At 42.0% G+C, this 19,940-nt stretch carries 20 protein-coding genes and 1 tRNA gene; 16 read left to right on the top strand and 5 right to left on the bottom strand.

Translation table 11 applies throughout. The features are described 5' to 3' along the window. The first annotated feature begins 344 nt into the window (after positions 1-344). Positions 345-905 (top strand): TlpA family protein disulfide reductase, encoded by a 561-nt coding sequence (locus tag GPM24_RS07620; protein ID WP_158826173.1) that lies wholly within the window; start codon positions 345-347, stop codon positions 903-905. Positions 906-1,139: 234 nt separating this feature from the next. Here the strand turns inward: GPM24_RS07620 and GPM24_RS07615 are convergent, their stop codons facing one another. Next, positions 1,140-2,057 carry a helix-turn-helix domain-containing protein gene (locus GPM24_RS07615; protein ID WP_158826172.1) on the bottom strand — a complete coding sequence of 306 codons (918 nt, stop codon included), beginning with the start codon at positions 2,055-2,057 and terminating at the stop codon, positions 1,140-1,142. 8 nt (positions 2,058-2,065) lie between these two features. Next, positions 2,066-2,875, bottom strand: coding sequence for an SDR family NAD(P)-dependent oxidoreductase (locus tag GPM24_RS07610; protein WP_158826171.1), 810 nt, complete (start codon positions 2,873-2,875; stop codon positions 2,066-2,068). Positions 2,876-2,999: 124 nt separating this feature from the next. Between GPM24_RS07610 and GPM24_RS07605 the strand changes: the two genes are divergently transcribed. From GPM24_RS07605 to GPM24_RS07590, 4 genes are all read left to right on the top strand, one after another. Then, positions 3,000-4,043, top strand: coding sequence for an amidohydrolase family protein (locus GPM24_RS07605; protein ID WP_199269710.1), 1,044 nt, complete (start codon positions 3,000-3,002; stop codon positions 4,041-4,043). A gap of 126 nt (positions 4,044-4,169) precedes the next feature. Further along, entirely contained in the window at positions 4,170-4,415 is a 246-nt protein-coding gene (locus GPM24_RS07600; protein WP_158826170.1) for a hypothetical protein, read from the top strand. 67 nt (positions 4,416-4,482) lie between these two features. Beyond that, positions 4,483-4,767: a hypothetical protein gene (locus tag GPM24_RS07595; protein WP_158826169.1), complete on the top strand. Its 285-nt coding sequence runs from the start codon at positions 4,483-4,485 to the stop codon at positions 4,765-4,767. Between the two features lie 134 nt (positions 4,768-4,901). Next, positions 4,902-5,822, top strand: a complete 921-nt coding sequence (locus tag GPM24_RS07590; RefSeq protein WP_158826168.1) for a helix-turn-helix domain-containing protein — start codon at positions 4,902-4,904, stop codon at positions 5,820-5,822. A gap of 170 nt (positions 5,823-5,992) precedes the next feature. Here the strand turns inward: GPM24_RS07590 and GPM24_RS07585 are convergent, their stop codons facing one another. Both GPM24_RS07585 and GPM24_RS07580 read right to left on the bottom strand, forming a co-directional pair. After that, a complete protein-coding gene (locus tag GPM24_RS07585; RefSeq protein ID WP_158826167.1) occupies positions 5,993-6,196 on the bottom strand; it encodes a hypothetical protein in 204 nt (67 codons plus the stop codon). A 786-nt stretch (positions 6,197-6,982) separates the two neighbouring features. After that, positions 6,983-8,071 carry an NAD(P)-dependent alcohol dehydrogenase gene (locus tag GPM24_RS07580; RefSeq protein ID WP_304608909.1) on the bottom strand — a complete coding sequence of 363 codons (1,089 nt, stop codon included), beginning with the start codon at positions 8,069-8,071 and terminating at the stop codon, positions 6,983-6,985. 183 nt (positions 8,072-8,254) lie between these two features. On the opposite strand from GPM24_RS07580, the gene GPM24_RS07575 reads away from it, so the two are divergent. From GPM24_RS07575 to GPM24_RS07565, 3 genes are all read left to right on the top strand, one after another. Next, entirely contained in the window at positions 8,255-9,142 is an 888-nt protein-coding gene (locus GPM24_RS07575; RefSeq protein WP_158826166.1) for a helix-turn-helix domain-containing protein, read from the top strand. Positions 9,143-9,156: 14 nt separating this feature from the next. Continuing rightward, positions 9,157-10,296 carry an LLM class flavin-dependent oxidoreductase gene (locus tag GPM24_RS07570; RefSeq protein ID WP_199269709.1) on the top strand — a complete coding sequence of 380 codons (1,140 nt, stop codon included), beginning with the start codon at positions 9,157-9,159 and terminating at the stop codon, positions 10,294-10,296. Positions 10,297-10,380: 84 nt separating this feature from the next. Continuing rightward, complete coding sequence (locus GPM24_RS07565; protein WP_158826165.1) at positions 10,381-10,548, top strand: hypothetical protein; 168 nt, start codon at positions 10,381-10,383, stop codon at positions 10,546-10,548. 554 nt (positions 10,549-11,102) lie between these two features. Here GPM24_RS07565 and GPM24_RS07560 read toward each other — a convergent pair. Continuing rightward, a tRNA-Ile gene (locus GPM24_RS07560) sits at positions 11,103-11,176 on the bottom strand. Between the two features lie 66 nt (positions 11,177-11,242). On the opposite strand from GPM24_RS07560, the gene GPM24_RS07555 reads away from it, so the two are divergent. The 8 genes from GPM24_RS07555 to GPM24_RS07520 all read left to right on the top strand — a co-directional run bounded on the left by GPM24_RS07555 (position 11,243) and on the right by GPM24_RS07520 (position 19,939). Beyond that, positions 11,243-11,875 (top strand): HAD family hydrolase, encoded by a 633-nt coding sequence (locus GPM24_RS07555; RefSeq protein WP_158826164.1) that lies wholly within the window; start codon positions 11,243-11,245, stop codon positions 11,873-11,875. Positions 11,876-12,206: 331 nt separating this feature from the next. Continuing rightward, positions 12,207-13,886 carry a GMC oxidoreductase gene (locus GPM24_RS07550; RefSeq protein ID WP_158826163.1) on the top strand — a complete coding sequence of 560 codons (1,680 nt, stop codon included), beginning with the start codon at positions 12,207-12,209 and terminating at the stop codon, positions 13,884-13,886. 22 nt (positions 13,887-13,908) lie between these two features. Further along, positions 13,909-15,360 (top strand): Gfo/Idh/MocA family protein, encoded by a 1,452-nt coding sequence (locus GPM24_RS07545; RefSeq protein ID WP_158826162.1) that lies wholly within the window; start codon positions 13,909-13,911, stop codon positions 15,358-15,360. Between the two features lie 49 nt (positions 15,361-15,409). Next, positions 15,410-15,979: a gluconate 2-dehydrogenase subunit 3 family protein gene (locus GPM24_RS07540; protein ID WP_158826161.1), complete on the top strand. Its 570-nt coding sequence runs from the start codon at positions 15,410-15,412 to the stop codon at positions 15,977-15,979. 17 nt (positions 15,980-15,996) lie between these two features. Then, the gene (locus GPM24_RS07535; RefSeq protein WP_233268759.1) at positions 15,997-17,148 is read left to right on the top strand and encodes a Gfo/Idh/MocA family protein; all 1,152 of its coding nucleotides are present in this window, start codon (positions 15,997-15,999) and stop codon (positions 17,146-17,148) included. A 7-nt stretch (positions 17,149-17,155) separates the two neighbouring features. Then, the gene (locus GPM24_RS07530; protein WP_158826160.1) at positions 17,156-18,208 is read left to right on the top strand and encodes a sugar phosphate isomerase/epimerase family protein; all 1,053 of its coding nucleotides are present in this window, start codon (positions 17,156-17,158) and stop codon (positions 18,206-18,208) included. Positions 18,209-18,222: 14 nt separating this feature from the next. Then, positions 18,223-18,660, top strand: a complete 438-nt coding sequence (locus GPM24_RS07525; RefSeq protein WP_158826159.1) for a c-type cytochrome — start codon at positions 18,223-18,225, stop codon at positions 18,658-18,660. Positions 18,661-18,685: 25 nt separating this feature from the next. Then, positions 18,686-19,939, top strand: coding sequence for a nucleoside permease (locus GPM24_RS07520; protein WP_158826158.1), 1,254 nt, complete (start codon positions 18,686-18,688; stop codon positions 19,937-19,939). Position 19,940: the final 1 nt, after the last annotated feature.

The following is a 19,940-nucleotide window of genomic DNA, read 5'->3' as shown; positions in this document are numbered from 1 at the left end:
GCTCTTGGCATCGGTAATATCTCTTAGAAAGAGAATATTACATTGATCCCATTCTTTCCTCAAATTTAGCTTCACGCCAGCACAGCGTTCACTTCGTTCAGGGTAGTACATAGAACTATGGAGTACCCTATATAGGGATACTCCATAGTTTTATGTCTTTACCTTGTTATAGTGCTGCCCTTATCGCCTTCGGATTACTGCTCTCATTTTAGGTAAATGCACAGTACAAATCTCTAGTTGAATCTCCAATGTTCAAAAAAGACAAAGTAAATCTATTTTTGGATAGTGCCAACCGGCAGGTCTTTACGCTACCTCATATAGACAGCTTGTATCAAGCTGGTAAAATGAAATTCCAGATCTACAACCGGGAAGTCAGAGCAGATAGCATCTATTGGAAAATACGGGTGATTGACACCTTACCGACCATTCGCGCCAAATGGATCGGCAAGCAATTTCCCATGGCAAATTTTACAGATATGAAAGGAAATAAGCTATCCATCACTGATTTGCAGGGGAAGGTGTTAATCATCAATTGTTGGAGTGTTACCTGCGGACCCTGTGTCTCAGAAATACCGCAATTGAACCGGGTAGCGGATGAATCTGCAAAGCGGGGAATACTATGCCTGGCTTTAACTTATGATAAGGATCAAGAGATTACGCGTTTTTTCAAAGCAGAAAAATTGAAGGAATATATCAAGATGTCCCGGCCCGAATTTAAATTTCGCATCATTGCAAATCAAAAGCCATTTCTAGATCACTCACTGCAGGTCATTAATTATCCAACCACATTCATCGTTGATAGGAATGGAGTAATTAGGGAGGTACTGGAGGGTGTTAATCTGGACGAGGCCGGAAAGCTCAAATCATACAATGAAATTATGAGCGTAGTTGCTGAACTTAAATGAATTATCAGCAAACTATTTTAAATACCTTGTAAATAATACAATCTAGCAGATGTTACACTTTGGCTTTTATTAAAAAAGGAAGGCTTTTTAAAATGGTAAAGCTGTAAGGTTAGAATAGCATCCACTTTCCGATTTCAATACAAGTCATTGAAGTATGTTAATCAAGTTGCTCAAGTATATAACAGTTAGAAATTTTTAAAATAGCATAACAGCATTGGATTTGCACCTAAAATGTTATCTCAATTGATTGAACGATTGCCTGAAGGCCAACGGCGTGAGGGCGGATTTGCTCTTGAACAACTTGCTAAACGATTGCGACTGTTCAAATCCCAATTGAAAAGCAATTTCGTTGATGGTCAACGTTGTTGAAGTGAGTAGACCTTTAGCCTGTTCTACAATCCTGTCATGAATAATTTGCTGCGTGGTTTGCCCGGTTAACTGTTTCAGGCAATCACTCAGATACTTCGGAGACAGGTTCATTTGATCTGCTAAATGGGCTACGGTTGGCAAGCCGCTTTCAGCCGCATTTTCCATCTGCCTTCCCAAAACTTCTTCAAATCTAATCAGCAATTCATGGCTTAGAGCTTTGCGGGTGATGAACTGGCGGTTATAGTAACGGTTACAATACGTAAGCAGCAAATCCAGGTTGGAAACAATTACATCCTGACTGAAGCTATCAATAGGTAAATAATATTCTTTCTCAATTTGCAGAAAGATGCTTTCAATGCTTTGTTGTTCTTCATCCGATAAAATCAAAGCTTCGTTTACCGCATACTCGAAAAAACCGTAGGCTTTTATCTTTTTGCCTAACGGATGCAGGCGGAGAAAGTCGGGGTGAATAGACACCTGCCAGCCGGAAGTAGCAGGTCTAAAATCCTGATTGATGAAGGCAACTTGTTTGGGTGCAAAACAAGAGATGATACCTTCATTAAAATCAAAGATATTTTGTCCATACTGAATCTTACAAGGATGCGCCTTTTTTAATGTAACCTGGTAGAAGTCTGTAACCAAGCGTGTTCGCTGCTTAATCTCGATTTTGGGGAAATCCTCAAAACGTAAGATACTGAACAGCGGGTGACGGGGTTTGGCCACATTCAGCATCTGGTGCATTTGCGCAACGGTTTCAATATGAATGTTTACGGTTTCCAGCATGACCAAAACTACATTTTCTGGTTTGTTTTCTTACGATACGAATCGGCCATGTATTTGGTAATCATTTTATTGGGTAGCAAAGCTAGTATGCGCATGCCCCAACGATTCTTTTTGCCGGAGATATGAAAGTGCTTGTTCTTGCCCAACGCGTTTAATGTTTCGGTGGCCACTTCTTCCGGGGTTTGGGTGGACGCAGTGGCGTAATTTGAACTTAACGCATTTCCTTTTTTGCTGTTCAAGCCAGCCGCCTCGTTGAAATTAGTACGGGTAAGCCCGGGACTAAGCAGCATCACCTGTATGCCGTAGGGTTTGTATTCCTGGGTAAGTGCTTCGGTAAAAGAGCGAACGAATACTTTACTGGCGGCATAGGTAGCCATGTAGGGAACTGGCATAAAGGCCGTCATTGAGGCAATATTAATCAATGTTCCTCTTCGTTTTTTCTTCATTTCTGCCAAATACAAATGCGAGAGCGTTACCAATGAGACGATATTGAGTTGCAGTAGGCTAAGTTCTGAGGAGAGGTTAATATCTGTAAACTCACCGCTGGATCCGATGCCGGCGTTATTGATAAGCATACTGATGTTCAGGCCCTGTCTTTGTGTTTCGTTAAATAATTGGAGCGGGGCGTCGCGATTTGATAGGTCCGCTACAATGATCTTTATGTCCGCTTGGTATTTGGTGGTGAGCTCATCTCGCATTTTGCTTAGTTTATCAGCGTTACGGGCTACCAGAACCAGATGGTGTTTTCTTGCTGCCAGCCCATGGGCTAACGCTTCACCAATCCCGCCGGATGCACCGGTAATTAAAGTATATTCCATTTGATGTCGTCTTAAAATTTTGGACAAAGCTCAGAAAGTAGTGGCTGGTATTTGTGTGCTAAAGTCGGTAAGTTGTGTCTGATTAGCGGTTTCCATTATTGAGAATTGAACTTTATAAAAAGCCATGCCAAGATTGTCTGGAATCTACACCATTAATTTCACTAGGCATAAAGCAGGCATTGATAAAACGGCATATGTAAGCTCATATAAACTTGTTAGTCTAAATGGCTACAATGATCTGACATTTGGCTACGTCTGTATCTTAGATAATGCTGAATTTTGCATCAACATAAAAACAGGTAACATGAAACTCATTGCAGTAGAAGAGCATTTTCTAACCAAGGCAGTCAAAACTGAATGGCAAAAATTTCCAGATAAAGACGACCCGACCCATAAACTTCATTTCGGTGAGATTGAAAGTCATTTAGAAGATATCGGAAATTCACGGCTTAGGTTGATGGACGAAACAGGCATAGACGTGCAGGTGCTTTCGCTGACCAGTCCAAGCCTCCACAATCTGGAAAGTGAAAGTATTAACCTTGCCATACAAACAAATGATTATGTTGCTGAAATCGTCAGGAAAACACCCGACAGGTTTCAGGGATTTGCAGCCTTACCCATGTTTGCACCAAAAGAAGCGACCAAAGAACTGGAGCGTTCTGTAAAGGATTTAGGGCTGAAAGGTGCCATGCTATGCGGACGAACCCGGGAGAAAAATTTAGACCATAAAGATTTTTGGGAATTGTTTGCATGCGCAGAAGCCCTTAGCGTTCCCTTATTCATTCATCCGCAAATCCCTCAAAAAGCAGTCAGGGACGTTTATTACTCTGGTTTTGACGAACTGACCGACCTTGCGTTTTCAACTTTTGGACTGGGTTGGCATTATGAAGCGGGAATACAATTTGTGCGCTTGGTATTAGCCAAAGTGTTTGACCGATTTCCTAACCTTCAAATTATTCTTGGGCATTGGGGTGAAGTGATTTTATTCTATACGGAAAGATTGGCTTCGCTTAATAGAGCAACTAAGCTTGATAGATCTTTTATGGATTACGTTCAGCAAAACCTGTATGTAACGGCAAGCGGAATGTTCAGCCATTCATACCTGCAACGCTCCGTTGAGATCATCGGAGCGGACCGCATACTCTTTTCTGCTGACTATCCTTATTAGTACCGGCCGGGAAGGGATGCTCGCAATTTTTTAGAAGCAACTAACTTGACTCAGGCAGACAAGGAAAAGTTTGCTTTTGCAAATTGGGAACGATTAACGGGTACAAGTGCCAGATAACAAATCAGCATGAAAACAGCACAAAGCCTCAGCATATCAGCCATAGAAAAGCTTTTCCTTAAACTGGGAAAAATCGTTGCCGTGCGTAGTTGGAACGGTGGTCATATTCACGAAGTAGATGTTCATTTACCAAACGTGAATTTTGACACTTGGGGTAAAGCACAATCTAAAAATGCAGGATATCGGCTTCGCATTACACCGATTATACACCTGCCATGTGGGACGCCAAAGAAAAACCTGCAGGCTTTATATTGATACAAGTCACAACGGCCAGGGAAGTATTTGGGCTAAAAATTAAGCAGCAGGAAACGACTTTTATTATTTGAAGATAGAAAATGCAAAGCACTATCCTACCAGCGGCAAGCACCTTGTTTTTTTAGGTGATCAAACAAGTATTGGACATTTTTGTGCTTTGTGGCAGTTGGCGACTGAAGATACGCCGGTTAGCGGATTCATCACCTTTGACGACCCGCAAACGGCTGGTGCTTTCTCGAAAAATTGTTCCTGGTTACCTTTGCAGGCGGTTTCGAATTATAGCGCGATATACAAACAAACAGAAGACTGGGCAATCACACACCAGTCTATTAAACAAGATTTTGCTTTTTAAATTGTTGGCTGTGCAGAATTGATTGTTGCATTGAGAAAACTCTTGCAAACATACGGCTTTGATGGTAGCCAGATCAAATTAAAAGGATTTTGGCATTAAGCATGAGCAAAGAAAGCAATTTTTAGATTTGTAGAATGGAGCATCGACGAACCCAAAGAATAAAAACAATCAGTGAATTTCATCGGCTTAGAGGTTTGCCTCAGCCCGAACATCCGCTAATCAGTATTGTAAATTATGCTGATGTCGAGCGGCCGATTAACATCAGTGAAACGAACTGGATATTTGATTTCTACCAGATTTCTATCAAAAGGGGAATGAATGCCAAAATGAAATATGGACAACAGGAATATGATTTTGACGGGGGCGTTGTCTTCTTCGCAGCACCCAACCAGGTTTTCCGAATTGAACCTAGAGCCGATCAAACAATAAAACGTTCAGGATGGATATTGCTCATTCACCCTGATTTCTTTTGGAATACACCGTTTGCAAAAACCATTAAGCAATACGAGTTTTTTGATTACTCGGTGAATGAAGCCTTGTTCATTTCTGAAAAAGAAGAAAACATGCTCAATACAATTATCGAAAACATTAGACGGGAATACCAAGCCAATATTGACCGGTTCAGCAAACAGATCATGATCTCACAAATTGAAAGTTTCCTTAATTATTCGGAGCGTTTTTACAACCGTCAGTTTATCACGAGAGAAAAATCCAATCATCAAATTCTGGAACGTTTAAATATCATATTAACAGATTGCTTTGATACCCATGAGTTGGTTCTCAAAGGTTTGCCGACCGTTCAATATGTTGCCGAAACATTGAACATATCGCAAAAATATTTAAGCAGCTTATTAAAAGCGGTTAGCGGACAAAGCACACAACAACATATTCATGACAAGTTGATTGAAAAAGCGAAAGAAAAATTATCTACGACAAATTTATCAGTCAGCGAAATCGCTTACGAAATGGGGTTTGAACATTCGCAGTCGTTCAGTAAATTATTCAAGACAAAAACTAATCTTTCACCTTTGCAATTTAGAAAGTCTTTCGATTGACAATAATACTTTTTTCCTTTAAATAAAAGTATTTCGCCTTCAATTTTCAAGGCGTAGATGATATTGATGACAGCATACGTTAAAAAGTGCAGGGTAGAACTTGTTAAAGGCTGTAACCCATCACACTCATAGTACTGGTTAGGCTGCAAGGCGTTGCCGGAATTATAAAACTAGAAATCATCGATTGTGGTAGACAGTAAATAATTTTTATCATCTTTATAAGTATAAAATAAGTCATATTTTGCATTTTTTCGCTTGGTGCCGGATAAATAAGAGGACCGGAGAGTAGAATCCAACTGATTCCCGTTATTGCCCAGCAAGGTTTGCGTGTTGGTGCGGTCATGGTTTCTAAAGAAGTTTCCATTGACTGACATGCCAAGGGGTCCGTTTTTCCTGCTGCGTAATCGCCGCCAATAATTTAAAAATACAGGTTATTGATATATTCGGCTTTTTTACTGTCAATGAATGTTTGGTAACGGTTGCCTGCATTGATCGAATTGGCACTGTAAAAAGTGCCCTGATTGCGTCAGAAGAGGGGGTGTGGCAGAAAACTGCGACACATGAAAACGGCCTTTAAGATATCGTAGAGGCCGTTTTTGCTGTCTTGGTGTGCGCCCACCTGGGTGCTTCTCAAACCACTTTATTGAAGACTTAAGACGATTGGCTTCATTAACATTTTGAGGGTAAGCTTGGTTCCAGCCCAGTCTCTGGGGCCACATTGGGCAAGCGCGTTTTAGGGTCGCTTGCCCTTCTTTTTTTCTTAGCTAATTCATTGTTAGTCAAGTAGATTAAAGAATATAAATCGCTTGTTTGAGCGGTTCGATGTTCTAATTCTTCAAAAGTGAATTTCTGTGGATAAATGAAACCTATCAACTCCCTTTTGCTTGCCACATCAGCCTATAGATAAATCATATGGAGTTGGGTAAGCTTAATGATCGCGTTTGTAACTAACGCGACTAACTGTAGAAAATAATATTAAATCACGAAAGCTAAAGGAAGGATGAGCATAATCCTGATGTTCTCCTATTCGCACTTGTTTCCCTCCAAGAAGTGATTGCCCATATCATAACAGACCACTACACTTTGCGGTCTTCAGTCTAATAAATTAACAAAAGCTACCTCGGTAGCTTTTGTTAATTTATTAGACTTACTTGCTTAATCTAGCTTTTCAACGACTCCATATCTATAACAAAGCGATATTTCACTTCACCTTTAAGGAGACGTTCATAAGCATCATTAATATTTTGAATGTCGATCATTTCAATATCCGCAGTGATATTGTGTTTACCGCAGAAGTCTAACATTTCCTGAGTTTCGGCAATCCCGCCTATAGAAGTTCCAGCAAAACTTTTTCTGCCCATAATAACACTGAACGAGGAGATTGGCAGAGGCTGCGCTGGTGCTCCAACCATTGCCATAGTACCATCTACACGAAGTAAAGCTAAATAGGCATTTACGTCATGCTCAGCTGATACTGCATCCAGTATAAAGTGAAGTTTTCCGTAGTAAGCAGCCATTTGTTCTGGATCTTTAGACAATACTACCTCATCAGCGCCTAAACGCTTTGCTTCAGCAAATTTGCTTTCAGATGTAGTAAATGCAACTACTTGCGCTCCCATTGCTTTAGCAATTTTAATTCCCATGTGACCCAGGCCGCCAATACCAACAATGCCCACTTTTTTGCCTGGCCCTACGTTCCAGTGACGAAGCGGCGAATAGGTAGAAATACCTGCACAAAGAAGAGGAGCTGTTGCTGCTAGATTCATGTTCTCAGGTATGCGCAGAACATAGTTTTCATCAACTACAATGCTCTCTGAATAACCACCAAATGTTGGATTGCCAGGCAGGTATTTATCTTGGGAATTATAAGTGAAGGTGTTCCCTGGTACGCAATATTGTTCAAGGCCTTCATTGCAGTATTCACACTCTCGACAAGAATCTACCAGACATCCAACACCGACCAGATCTCCCACTTTGAACTTACTCACGTGGCCTCCAACACTCTTTACTTTGCCAACTATTTCGTGTCCTGGCACGCAAGGGTACATCGATGGCCCCCACTCGCTCCTGGCAATAATTAGGTCTGAGTGGCAAACCCCACAAAACAGGATCTCTATTTCGACATCATGTGGCGTTGGTTTCCTTCGAACAATGGTTAATTGGTTTAAAGGTGCTTCGGCAGCCACAGTGCCGTACGCCTTAGTATTATTCATTTCCATATTATTCTTTATTGCATTTAAAAATGACATCTGGTTCCTCTATCTACCATGACATCACTGTTCAATTTATGATGCAAATTTCGGCAGCATATCCGGGATGAGATTTATACAGAATACTGATCTTTTTACCAGTTTTACTGATTTAACTAGCCTTAGGTGAAATAGATCTTTCAGCGCACTAATTTTGTGGTATTCAGATTTGGATATAGAGCAATGGAAAGAATTGACACGGTAAAACAATATAATGACTTGATGAACGCAGACACAATGCATCCGTTGGTTAGCATAGTGAAATTTAATGAAGTTCCGACGGTGGTGAATATGAAAGCACAGTTCGGGATTTATGCCATTTTTCTTAAAGACATCAAGTGCGGCGACCTGACCTATGGATGCCAGCCTTACGATTATGAAGATGGAACCTTAGTTTTTATTGCACCTGGACAAATATATGCTTCTGACAGTGGTGGCATTCCGATTATTCCAACGGGCTATTCCCTGACTTTCCATCCTGATTTGATTAGAGGAACTACCCTTGGGAAAACGATAAAGGATTACAATTTCTTTTCTTATGAAGTCAATGAAGCTCTTCATTTATCTAAGAAAGAAAGACGAACAATTATAGACCTATTCAAAAAAATTGGTGAAGAAATTGAGCAAAATATAGATAAGCATAGTAAAACCCTTATTGCATCGAACATTGAACTATTAATGAATTACTGCATGCGTTATTATGACCGGCAGTTTATCACCAGAAGCAATGTCAATAAAGATGTTCTTACAAGGTTTGAACAAATTTTAACAGATTATTTCAATTCAGGCAAAGGACGCACTTCAGGTTTGCCTAGTGTAACTTGGTGTGCAGATCAACTACATTTATCTCCGAATTATTTTGGTGATCTGGTCAAAAAGGAAACCGGGAGCACAGCTTTGGATTATATACATAATAAATTAATTGACGAGGCAAAAACACGGATTTTCGACACTTCAAATACTATCAACGATGTATCAAGTGAGTTGGGATTCAAGTACCAGCAACATTTTACTAGATTGTTAAAACAGCGGACCGGGTTAACGCCCAATGAGTACCGGAATCTAAATTAGGCTGTGTCTAAAGCTTGGGTAAAGCTCTCAAAAAAAATCTGCTTTTTAGCAATATCTCATTAACGTATAAGATGACAACGAAAAACAAGCACATGATCCTGGGTGTAGTTCTGGGGAACAATTTTGGTGATAACCCCGCTACTTGGCGGATGCCAAACGTAGACCCGAATTCCTTTACAAGCATTGATGCCACGGTGAAACAGGTTCAGACCGCGGAAAGAGGTGGGATGGATTTTGTCTTCCTGCCCGACCGCCTCTTCATGCATGGAAACTTGGCCTTTTCACCACCCATGTTCAATATAGACCCAATCATTACTCTCTCGGCAGTGGCGCAGGCGACTGAACGGATTGGACTAATTGGCACTGCGTCCACCTCATTCACGGAGCCGTATCTGCTAGCTCGTCAGCTTAAGGCGCTCGATATTATCAGTCATGGACGCGCGGGATGGAACGCTGTCCCAAGCTACGAACCTGAGGCATTCGCTAATTTTGGGAAAGTACTACCGCCCCGAGAGAAAAAGTACGAGCGTCTCCACGAAGTAATACATGTCGTACAGGCGCTCTGGGGAAGCTGGGGCTACGAGGCGGGGCAGCCCAACCAGTCCGGAATGTTTGCTAACCCAGCACATATCCAACCTGTCAACCTGCAAGGGAAGCACGTGGGAGCACGCGGCCCTCTTCCCGTACCACCTTCCGAGCAGGTACAACCAGTTATCATGATGCCCGTAAGTAGCGGCTACGGAATACAAGCGGCCGGCATGTACGCCAACCTTGTAATCGGAATGCCATCCCACATAGAACAAAACCGAGCTATTCGCCACACTGTCCGAGAGGCCGCAGTACAGGCGGGCCGGGATCCAGAGGAAATTAAATTCATTGTATTCGCCCCCTTCACTGGATTCACCGCCGAGCAGGTGGCCGACCACCTCCAGGAATTGTTTGAAGCCGAGGCAGCTGACGGATTCGTAATGAATTTTGACGACTTTCATACGGAGATTGAAGAATTCGTTCATTATGTTATTCCAATTTTACGCAAACGTGGCCTATTCTCTAGCGGCTACAACGGAAAGACTCTCCGCGATCACCTAGGAGTGCCACCGCAATACGGGGTCGACCCTCGTGTTGCAACCAGCTCAACAGGGGCAACGAGCTAGTACCAATCAGCCTTGCTTTCCAACCACTCGCGATTAATTACGGCCCAGGCTCTCTATTCTGATATAATTGCCGTACGGAAGCTGATGCAGGAAAAGAAAATTAATCTGCATGCTGATATCAACAATTATCTAAGCTCCTGGGACGGTTCCCTACGACTTGGTAGCAAGGGCGAAAATATTAGTTATCTATTTTATTCAGCTATACTGGCGGTAGGCTGGATGCAGGATGGTTTGTATCTAAATCAATTTTAAAAACGATTAAGTAAAATGCTTTTTAATGAATTCGTTTTGGCTAATTCTACGAATTCCCGGCACTGCAAGAATTATGCGCATTAGTGTTGTTAGATCACTATAACAATGAGACCAGCGGGTTTAAAGACGACCGGAAAAGTGTCTTGAGCAAATTGATAATCAAAACGACCGGCTCAGGAAAGCGCGCGAACTGATGCTAAACTTAAAGATCGATACGGACGATTATACTATAATTAAAAAAGAATGTGAAGTAGAACTTAATAGACTTGAGGCAAAGCTATCTAATTATGCAAGTAACCCGGTTAAGATCGAAGAACTACTTAGCAAAGCAGTTGGGATAATGGCAAATATTAGTGTATGGTTTCAAAATGCTGATAATGAACGAAAAAGGGCAATCATTGATTCGATGTATCCTGAAAAGTTGAGTTTTGACGGTGATGTACATCGAACCACAATATTGAACGAAGTAGTTGAAAAGATAAGTCTGATTTCCAGTGCTTTAGGTAGTAAAAAAAGAAGGGCAAGCACTGATAGATCAGCCTTGCCCACTTGGGTGCGCCCACCTGGGCTCGAACCAGGGACCAAAAGATTATGAGTCTTCTACTCTAACCGACTGAGCTATAGGCGCAGGTCATATTGTGGATTGCTTTCCGGCTGCAAATTTAGATATTTACGGCAAATCGCCAAATACAATATGCAAAATATCAAAAATATCATCTTCGATTATGGTAACGTTATCTTCAAAATCGACTTTACTAAAGTTCAACAATCTTTCAGGAGCTTGGGTATCAGTAAAGTAGAAGAGTTTTTTGGGCACAGGCAGCAAGATCCAATTTTTGATTTATTTGACCGTGGACAAATTTCAGCAGCTGACTTTAGAGATCGTATACGCGAAAAAGCGGGGGATTGGCAACTACCTGATGAAAGAATAGACGAAGCTTGGAATAGCATTTTGGTCGGTATTTCCGAAGGTACGCACGATTTGCTGCTACAGCTGAAAGCAAAATACCGTACCTTTTTATTAAGCAACATCAACGAAATTCATTACAGCTTCATCATGAAGTATCTTAAATCTGAATTTGGTTTAGATAACAATGACCACTTATTCGAGAAATTGTATTACTCTCATTTTATAGGAAAGCGCAAGCCCGAATTGGCAATTTTCGAACAGGTATTGAAGGAAAATGAATTAAATCCTCACGAAACTTTGTTTATCGATGACAGCCCGCAACACTTGGCCGCTGCCCAAACTTTAGGTATTAACACTTTTTTAATGACTGCGCCAGATAGCATTCAAGCTTTTGTTGAGCGCGAAGGCTTATTGTAATTTAAAATTGCCGGCCTCAAAGACTGTAAGTTTGATAAAAATAATTAAGCTGTTTTATAATAAATTTCAACCAAAAATAAACGAAATTCAACTTTCCGTTCGTTTAGATATAAATCGAATATAATCGAATAGCCAATTGATCTTATTAAACTAATAATTAATAATATTTTACACAGCCGTTAAAAAGCACGTAAGGAGCACTTTTAACGCATAACGTAAAAAAAACACTAAGAGCTTGTTGCATTAGATAAAAAAATACCTACATTGGAGGCGCTAAAACCATTTATCAACCAAATAAAACTCTTACCTTAAATATTTATTAAACACACATATGGCCAGCAATACTTACGATGCTATTGTAGTGGGGTCAGGCATATCGGGGGGATGGGCAGCTAAAGAGCTAACGGAAAAAGGCTTAAAAACGCTTTTACTTGAACGTGGACGCAATGTTGAACACGTTAAAGATTACGTTAACGCCAGCAAAGCACCTTGGCAGCTTGAACACCGGGGCAACCGCACACAGCAAATGATCAAAGATCATCCGGTACTAAAACGTGATTACGTATTAAATGAAGCTAATGTTAACTATTGGGTTAACGAAAAGGACAGTCCTTATGTAGAGGCTAAACCATTCGATTGGTTTAGAAGCTACCAGGTAGGCGGCCGATCGCTCTTGTGGGGACGACAATCTTACCGTTGGCATGATACCGACTTTGAAGCGAATGCTAAAGACGGCATAGCTGTCGATTGGCCGATACGTTATAAAGACATAGCGCCTTGGTATAGTTACGTTGAAAAGTTTGCGGGCATTTCCGGCAATCGCGACGGCGTGCCTATTTTGCCGGACGGCGAGTTTATGCCGCCGATGGAAATGAACGTTGTTGAAAAAGATGTAGCAGCCCGTATCAAAGCTCACTACAAAAACGAACGGCACATGATTATCGGGCGTACTGCCAATATCACCGTTCCGCATGAAGGGCGTACCAATTGCCAGTATCGTAATAAGTGCTGGCTCGGTTGTATGTTTGGTGCTTATTTCAGCACGCAATCGGCAACGTTACCAGCAGCTACAAAAACAGGTAATTTAACATTACGTCCTTTTAGTATTGTTACACGAGTGCTGTATGATAAAGACACTAAAAAGGCTAAAGGAGTGGAGGTTTTGGATGCCGAAACCAATAAAACATACGAGTATTATGCAAAGGTGATCTTTATAAATGCATCAGCTTTAAATTCTGCCTGGATATTAATGAACTCGGCAACTGATATTTGGCCGGGTGGGTTAGGTAGCAGCAGTGGCGAATTAGGGCATAACGTGATGGATCACCATTTCAGAGCTGGTGCCACAGGTACTGTAGAAGGTTATGAAGATAAATATTACTTTGGCCGTCGTGCTAATGGTATTTATGTACCACGTTACCGCAACCTTGGCGATGAAAAGCGCGACTACATCCGCGGTTTTGGCTATCAAGGCCGTGCAGGTCGCGAAACTTGGAGCCGTGCTGCTGAAGAAATGAGTATAGGAGCAGATTTCAAAGACGAGTTGAGCGAACCAGGTCATTGGACTATGAGCTTAGGCGGTTTTGGTGAAACCTTACCTTACCACGAAAACCACATTAGTTTAGACAAAACTAAAAAAGATAAATGGGGATTGCCGGTGCTGGTGATGGATGCAGTGATTAAAGACAACGAGCTTAAAATGCGCGTTGATATGATTAACGACGCCAAAGAAATGCTTGAGACAGCCGGATTGAAAGATGTAAAAACTTTCAACAGTGATTACAATCTGGGTGGCGGAATTCATGAGATGGGCACCGCACGTATGGGGCGCGATCCAAAAACATCTGTACTGAATGAGCATAATCAGGTTTGGGATGCTAAAAACGTGTTTGTCACCGATGGTGCTTGTATGACATCTACAGCCTGCCAAAATCCTTCGCTAACTTATATGGCGCTTACCGCACGTGCAGCAGATTACGCAGTAAGTGAACTTAAAAAAATGAATATTTAAATTGCTTAAACCTTCTAAATCAATGACAGAGCAAAAAACAAATACTTCAAGACGTAGCTTCATTAAATCTGGTTCGCTTGCTGCGGCTGGTTTTATGATTGTTCCCCGGTACGTACTAGGCGGCAAAGGCTACACAGCACCAAGTGATAAATTAATTGTAGCCGGTATAGGCGCAGGCGGTAAAGGTCAAACCGACCTTGCCGAAGTATATAAAAGCGGCAAAGCCGAGATCGCCTACCTGTGCGATGTTGACGACCGCAGGGCTGCAAATTCGGTTAAAAGCTTTCCAAAAGCAAAGTATTATAAAGACTGGCGCCAGTTGCTGGATAAAGAAGGCAAACATATAGACGGTGTTACAGTTTCAACCCCCGATCATAACCATGCTATTATAACCTTAGCGGCCATGCAAATGGGCAAACACGTGTATGTACAAAAACCGTTAACCCATGATATATACGAGGCTCGTTTATTAACAGACGCCGCCAAAAAGTATAAAGTAGTTACCCAAATGGGTAATCAGGGCGCATCAAATGATGGTGTTAGACAGCTAATGGAATGGTACGATGCAGGCACAATTGGTGACGTGCATACCGTATATTGCTGGACCGACCGTCCGGTATGGCCACAAGGTATTCCATGGTCAACCAATAAGGCTGACGTGCCAAAAGATTTAGACTGGGATTTATGGTTGGGTACTGCACCTTATAAAGACTATGTAGAAAAGTTAGTTCCATTTAACTGGCGTGGCTGGTGGGATTACGGAACCGGTGCATTAGGCGATATGGGATGCCATTTGCTTGAATCTGCATTTAGCGTGCTCGATTTACAGTATGCTAAAGATGTGCAGGCCAGTGTAGGAAGCGTTTTTGTGGATGAATTTAAACGCGGATATTTTCCGGAAAGTTGTCCGCCATCAAGCCACATTACCTTAACCTTCCCTAAAACTAAAAAAACTAAGCAAGATGTTACTGTTCACTGGATGGATGGTGGTATACAGCCTGAGCGTCCGGAAGAACTAGGACCAAATGAAATTTTTGGTGACGGCGGCAACGGTACATTGTTTATCGGTACCAAAGGTAAAATGATATCAAGTACCTATGCTAATAATCCCCAATTGTTACCTACATCCCGCACTAATGAAGTTAAGGTAAAACAAACTTTGCCTCGCGTAAAAGGTAGCACCAACGGGCACTATACGCAGTGGGTAGAAGCATGTTTAGCCGGTTATGGCAAACAACAGGTAAGTTCACCGTTCGAGAAAGCTGGTCCATTGACTGAAGCGCTTTTAATGGCTAACTTGGCCATCCGCGGGTATGATGTCCGTAAACCGACAGCCGACGGCAGAGGATTTACTTACCCAGGCCGTAGCGTAAAATTGCTATGGGATAACAACGCCATGCGCATAACTAACTTTGATGAAGTAAACCAATTTGTGAAACGCGAGTACCGTCAAGGTTGGGCGTTAAAAGCATAGTTTGCTGTTTAATTTTAAAATATCTCATTAATCATAACTTAACTCAAGAATGAACAGGAGAGAAGCCATAGAAAGAGTAGCCCTGTTGATGGGTGGTACTGTAATTGGTGCCGAGTTCTTTCTGTCGGGATGTAAGCCAACAGAAAAGCAGACCGAAGACTTGTTTGACGCCGAGCATGTTGCATACATGAATGAAATTGGCGAAACCATACTACCTGAAACATCTACACCTGGCGCCAAGGCGGCTAATGTAGGTCAGTTTATGGCTGTGATGGTGCGTGATTGTTACACACCCGATGATCAGAAAGTGTTCAACAAAGGCTTATCGCAATTGAACGATGCGTCCGACAAAAAATTCGGTAAAAAGTTTATGGAAGCTGATGCAAAGCAGCGAACCGCTTTGTTAAACGAATTAGACAAAGAACAAAGAGAATACAACAAAACTAAAAAGCCTGAAGCACCTAACCACTATTTTAGAATGTTGAAAGAGTTAACCTTACTTGGTTATTTTACATCTGAAGTAGGTGCTACAAAAGCTTTACGTTATTTGGAAATTCCAGGTCATTATGACGGAAACGTTCCATACAAAAAAGGCGATAGGGCTTGGGCCTTGTCTTAATAAAAGTTATATTATTAATGAAGCTTAAGTTAGGAATGATAGGCGGTGGGCAGGGTGCATTTATAGGCGCTGTCCACCGCATTGCCGCCCGCATTGATAACGAGTATGAATTGGTTTGCGGCGCTTTTAGCAGCGAACCCCAAAAGTCAATCAATAGTGGATTGGCACTTGGGTTACAGCGCAGCCGTATTTATACATCGTATCAGGAACTGGTAGAAAAAGAAAAGCAATTGCCTGAAGATGAGCGTGTACAGGTTATCAGTATTGTAACGCCTAACCATGTGCATTTTGAGCCTACCAAGCTTGCTTTGCAAAATGGTTTTCATGTGGTATTGGATAAGCCCATGACATTTTCATTGGCTGAGGCAAAGGAATTGGAACAAATAGTTCAAGCATCTGGCAAGCGTTTTTGCCTGACACATACTTACACCGGTTATCCAATGGTGAAAGAGGCCAGGCAAATAGTTCAGTCAGGTAAGTTGGGCCCAATACGCAAGGTATATGTTGAGTATCCGCAAGGCTGGTTAAGTACCTTTTTAGAGGGTAATGACAATAAACAGGCTGCATGGCGTACAGATCCTGGTAAAAGCGGCATAGCCGGTGCTATGGGCGATATAGGTACGCATGCTTTTAACTTGGCCGAATATGTAACCGGTTTACAAGTTAGCAAGCTGTGCGCCGATATCAATATCGTGGTAGAGGGTCGCCAGTTAGATGACGATGGTGCAGTATTACTTAAATTTGATAACGGTGCCAGTGGTGTGTTGATAGCTACGCAAGTAGCTGCAGGCGAAGAAAACAACGTGAAAATAAGAGTGTATGGTGATAAAGGCGGACTTGAGTGGCAGCAGGTAGATGCTAATACGCTACAGGTGAAATTGCTAGACAAGCCTGTAGAAATTTGGCGTACTGGCGGCGGCTACACCAGTTCGTTCGCGTCACACAATACCCGTACACCTGCCGGTCATCCCGAAGGCTATTTAGAGGCATTCGCTAACCTGTATCGCAACTTTGCCCTGTCGGTCAAAGCCGATTTGGAAGGGAAGCAAGCAGAACCCGAATGGCTGGATTATCCTGGTGTTGAAGAAGGCGTACGTGGTATGGCCTTCATTGAAAATGTAATCGCATCAGGCAAATCTGAACAAAAGTGGACAACCTTTAACATTTAATACAAATATGGTAACTATTAAAGGACCAGCCCTGTTTTTAGCACAATTCATCGGCGACAAAGCGCCGTTTAATAGCTTGCAGTCTATATGTCAGTGGGCGGCCGGTTTAGGTTTTAAAGGCATACAGATACCTACAACCGATCCTCGCTTTATTAATCTGCAAAAAGCTGCTGAAAGTAAAGACTATGCCGACGAAATTAAGGGCATTGTTAACGAAAGCGGTTTGGAAATAACCGAGCTGTCTACGCATTTGCAAGGACAATTGGTTGCCGTTAACCCCGTTTATAATGAGCTGTTTGACGGCTTTGCACCAGCAGAATATCGTAACAACCCTTCGGCACGTACAGAATGGGCTATTAATCAGTTGAAATTTGCAGCTAAGGCATCGCAAAACCTAGGGTTAAATGCCCACGCTACATTTAGTGGCGCTTTTGTTTGGCCAATGGTTTACCCGTGGCCACAACGCCCGGCCGGTTTGGTTGATGATGCTTTTACCGAATTGGCAAAGCGTTGGACGCCCATCCTCAATACTTTTGATGAATGTGGCATCGATCTTTGCTATGAAATACATGCGGGCGAAGATTTGCACGATGGTATTACTTACGAGATGTTTCTCGAGAAAGTGAACAATCATCCTCGCGCTTGTTTGCTTTATGATCCATCACACTTTATATTGCAATGCCTGGATTATTTGGAGTATATTGACATTTATCACGAGCGCATTAAAATGTTCCACGTTAAGGATGCTGAGTTTAATCCTAGCGGACGACAAGGCGTTTATGGTGGGTACCAAAACTGGGTAGATCGTGCAGGGCGCTTCCGTTCCTTAGGCGATGGGCAGGTCGATTTTAAATCGATATTTAGCAAAATGGCGCAGTATGATTTTCCGGGTTGGGCAGTGTTAGAGTGGGAGTGTGCTTTAAAACATCCGGAAGATGGTGCTCGTGAAGGTGCTGAATTTATTAAAAATCATATCATTCGGGTTACCGACAAAGTGTTTGACGATTTTGCTGCATCAGGAATTGATGCTTCTTTAAATAAAAAAATATTAGGTTTATAACATTTACAAAACTCATGAAAAAAACATTTCTGATACTTACTGTAGCATCTTTTTTAGCAGCCTGCGGCGGCTCTAGTAGTGACAAAGTAAGCGGCGACAGCACAGATGCTACGCACCAAAGCGCTGCAACCCATCAGTCTGACGCAGAGAACGACACTACTGTTGGAAATACTGGTGCCGAAAAAACTGGTGGCGTGTCGTCATCGTCAAAAGGTGCGCAGCTTATTGCCAATTCAGATTGCTTAACCTGCCACAAAGAAAAAGAAAAGCTAATTGGTCCGGCTTACGCAGATGTAGCTAAAAAGTATTCAGACAAAGATATTGACATGCTGGCCAACAAAATTATTAAGGGTGGTGCAGGTAACTGGGGCGATGTGCCTATGACCGCACACCCGGGCTTGGAGTTGAACGATGCTAAAGAAATGGCTAAATATATTTTGACACTTAAGTAATTTTTACAAACTCATTGTTACTGCCATGACACTTGCAACGCGAATTAAACTATCGGCCATGATGTTCCTGGAATTTTTTATCTGGGGCGCATGGTTTGTAACATTAGGTACCTATCTGACTAAAACATTGCATGCTACGGATGTGCAAAACGGGGTAGCTTATGCCACCCAGTCTTTAGGTGCTATTTTGGCTCCATTCATCATCGGACTTATTGCCGATAAGTATTTCGCTGCGCAAAAAATATTGGGTGTACTGCACCTTGTTGGAGCAGCATCATTATGGTATGCTACTACGCTGACGGATTTTGATGGCTTTTACCCAAACATCCTGCTTTATATGATTATTTATATGCCTACGCTTGCTTTGGTAAACTCAGTTGCGTTTAAGCAGATGACTAATCCAAGTAAAGAGTTTCCGCCAATTCGTGTTTTAGGTACGTTGGGATGGATAGTAGCTGGTTCATTAATTGGCTGGCTGGGATGGGAAAAAACCGGCAGTCTGATTTTGACTTTCAAAATGGCTTCGGTTGCGTCGTTAATATTAGGCTTGTTGAGCTTTGCTTTGCCTAATACGCCACCGATAAAAAAAGGTCAAAAAACAACTTTTGGTGACATCGTTGGATTAGAGTCTATTGGGTTATTAAAAAATAAATCTTATCTGGTATTTTTCCTTGCCTCTGTTGCCATATGTGTGCCGCTTGCATTTTATTACAACTTTACCAATCCGTTTTTAAATGAGGTAGGGGTAAATGCTGCTGCCGGAAAGCAATCATGGGGGCAGATTTCCGAATTGTTATTCATGGCGTTAATGCCGTTGTTTTTTGTTCGGTTAGGTGTAAAAAAAATGCTGGCATTTGGTATGCTGGCTTGGGTATTGCGTTATGTGTTTTTTGCTTACGGCGATACCGGAGCCAATTATTGGATGTTGATTGCCGGCATTGTAATGCACGGTATCTGTTATGACTTTTTCTTTGTAACCGGGCAGATCTATACAGACAACTTGGCTGGCGAACGTTTTAAAAGTGCTGCTCAGGGTTTTATCACATTAGCCACTTATGGAGTTGGGATGCTGATTGGTTCTTATATTTCCGGCCCTATTGTGAATAACTGGAAAACAGGTGCAGATATTCACGACTGGAAAACCATCTGGCTCATTCCGGCTGGTATTGCAGCGGTGGTGCTTCTGGCATTTTTAGTGCTTTTCCGTGATCGTAATCATGTGGAATCTAAAGAGGGTTTGGATGCTACGGGAGCTGATAATGTTTTAGTAGAAGTATAAT

It is taken from the genome of Mucilaginibacter lacusdianchii (assembly GCF_009770985.1).
Lineage (GTDB): Bacteria > Bacteroidota > Bacteroidia > Sphingobacteriales > Sphingobacteriaceae > Mucilaginibacter > Mucilaginibacter lacusdianchii.
The sequence above is the reverse complement of the archived record's forward strand: the minus strand, read 5'-3'. Positions and strand labels throughout refer to the sequence as shown.

Excerpts from the sequence above, each read along its gene's own strand:
- GPM24_RS07620 (WP_158826173.1), top strand. The coding sequence starts at position 345 with ATGAAATTCCAGATCTACAACCGGGAAGTCAGAGCAGATAGCATCTAT.
- GPM24_RS07615 (WP_158826172.1), bottom strand. The coding sequence starts at position 2,057 with ATGCTGGAAACCGTAAACATTCATATTGAAACCGTTGCGCAAATGCAC.
- GPM24_RS07610 (WP_158826171.1), bottom strand. The coding sequence starts at position 2,875 with ATGGAATATACTTTAATTACCGGTGCATCCGGCGGGATTGGTGAAGCG.
- GPM24_RS07605 (WP_199269710.1), top strand. The coding sequence starts at position 3,000 with ATGCCAAGATTGTCTGGAATCTACACCATTAATTTCACTAGGCATAAA.
- GPM24_RS07600 (WP_158826170.1), top strand. The coding sequence starts at position 4,170 with ATGAAAACAGCACAAAGCCTCAGCATATCAGCCATAGAAAAGCTTTTC.
- GPM24_RS07590 (WP_158826168.1), top strand. The coding sequence starts at position 4,902 with ATGGAGCATCGACGAACCCAAAGAATAAAAACAATCAGTGAATTTCAT.
- GPM24_RS07585 (WP_158826167.1), bottom strand. The coding sequence starts at position 6,196 with ATGTCAGTCAATGGAAACTTCTTTAGAAACCATGACCGCACCAACACG.
- GPM24_RS07580 (WP_304608909.1), bottom strand. The coding sequence starts at position 8,071 with ATGTCATTTTTAAATGCAATAAAGAATAATATGGAAATGAATAATACT.
- GPM24_RS07575 (WP_158826166.1), top strand. The coding sequence starts at position 8,255 with ATGGAAAGAATTGACACGGTAAAACAATATAATGACTTGATGAACGCA.
- GPM24_RS07565 (WP_158826165.1), top strand. The coding sequence starts at position 10,381 with ATGCAGGAAAAGAAAATTAATCTGCATGCTGATATCAACAATTATCTA.
- GPM24_RS07555 (WP_158826164.1), top strand. The coding sequence starts at position 11,243 with ATGCAAAATATCAAAAATATCATCTTCGATTATGGTAACGTTATCTTC.
- GPM24_RS07550 (WP_158826163.1), top strand. The coding sequence starts at position 12,207 with ATGGCCAGCAATACTTACGATGCTATTGTAGTGGGGTCAGGCATATCG.
- GPM24_RS07545 (WP_158826162.1), top strand. The coding sequence starts at position 13,909 with ATGACAGAGCAAAAAACAAATACTTCAAGACGTAGCTTCATTAAATCT.
- GPM24_RS07540 (WP_158826161.1), top strand. The coding sequence starts at position 15,410 with ATGAACAGGAGAGAAGCCATAGAAAGAGTAGCCCTGTTGATGGGTGGT.
- GPM24_RS07535 (WP_233268759.1), top strand. The coding sequence starts at position 15,997 with ATGAAGCTTAAGTTAGGAATGATAGGCGGTGGGCAGGGTGCATTTATA.
- GPM24_RS07530 (WP_158826160.1), top strand. The coding sequence starts at position 17,156 with ATGGTAACTATTAAAGGACCAGCCCTGTTTTTAGCACAATTCATCGGC.
- GPM24_RS07525 (WP_158826159.1), top strand. The coding sequence starts at position 18,223 with ATGAAAAAAACATTTCTGATACTTACTGTAGCATCTTTTTTAGCAGCC.
- GPM24_RS07520 (WP_158826158.1), top strand. The coding sequence starts at position 18,686 with ATGACACTTGCAACGCGAATTAAACTATCGGCCATGATGTTCCTGGAA.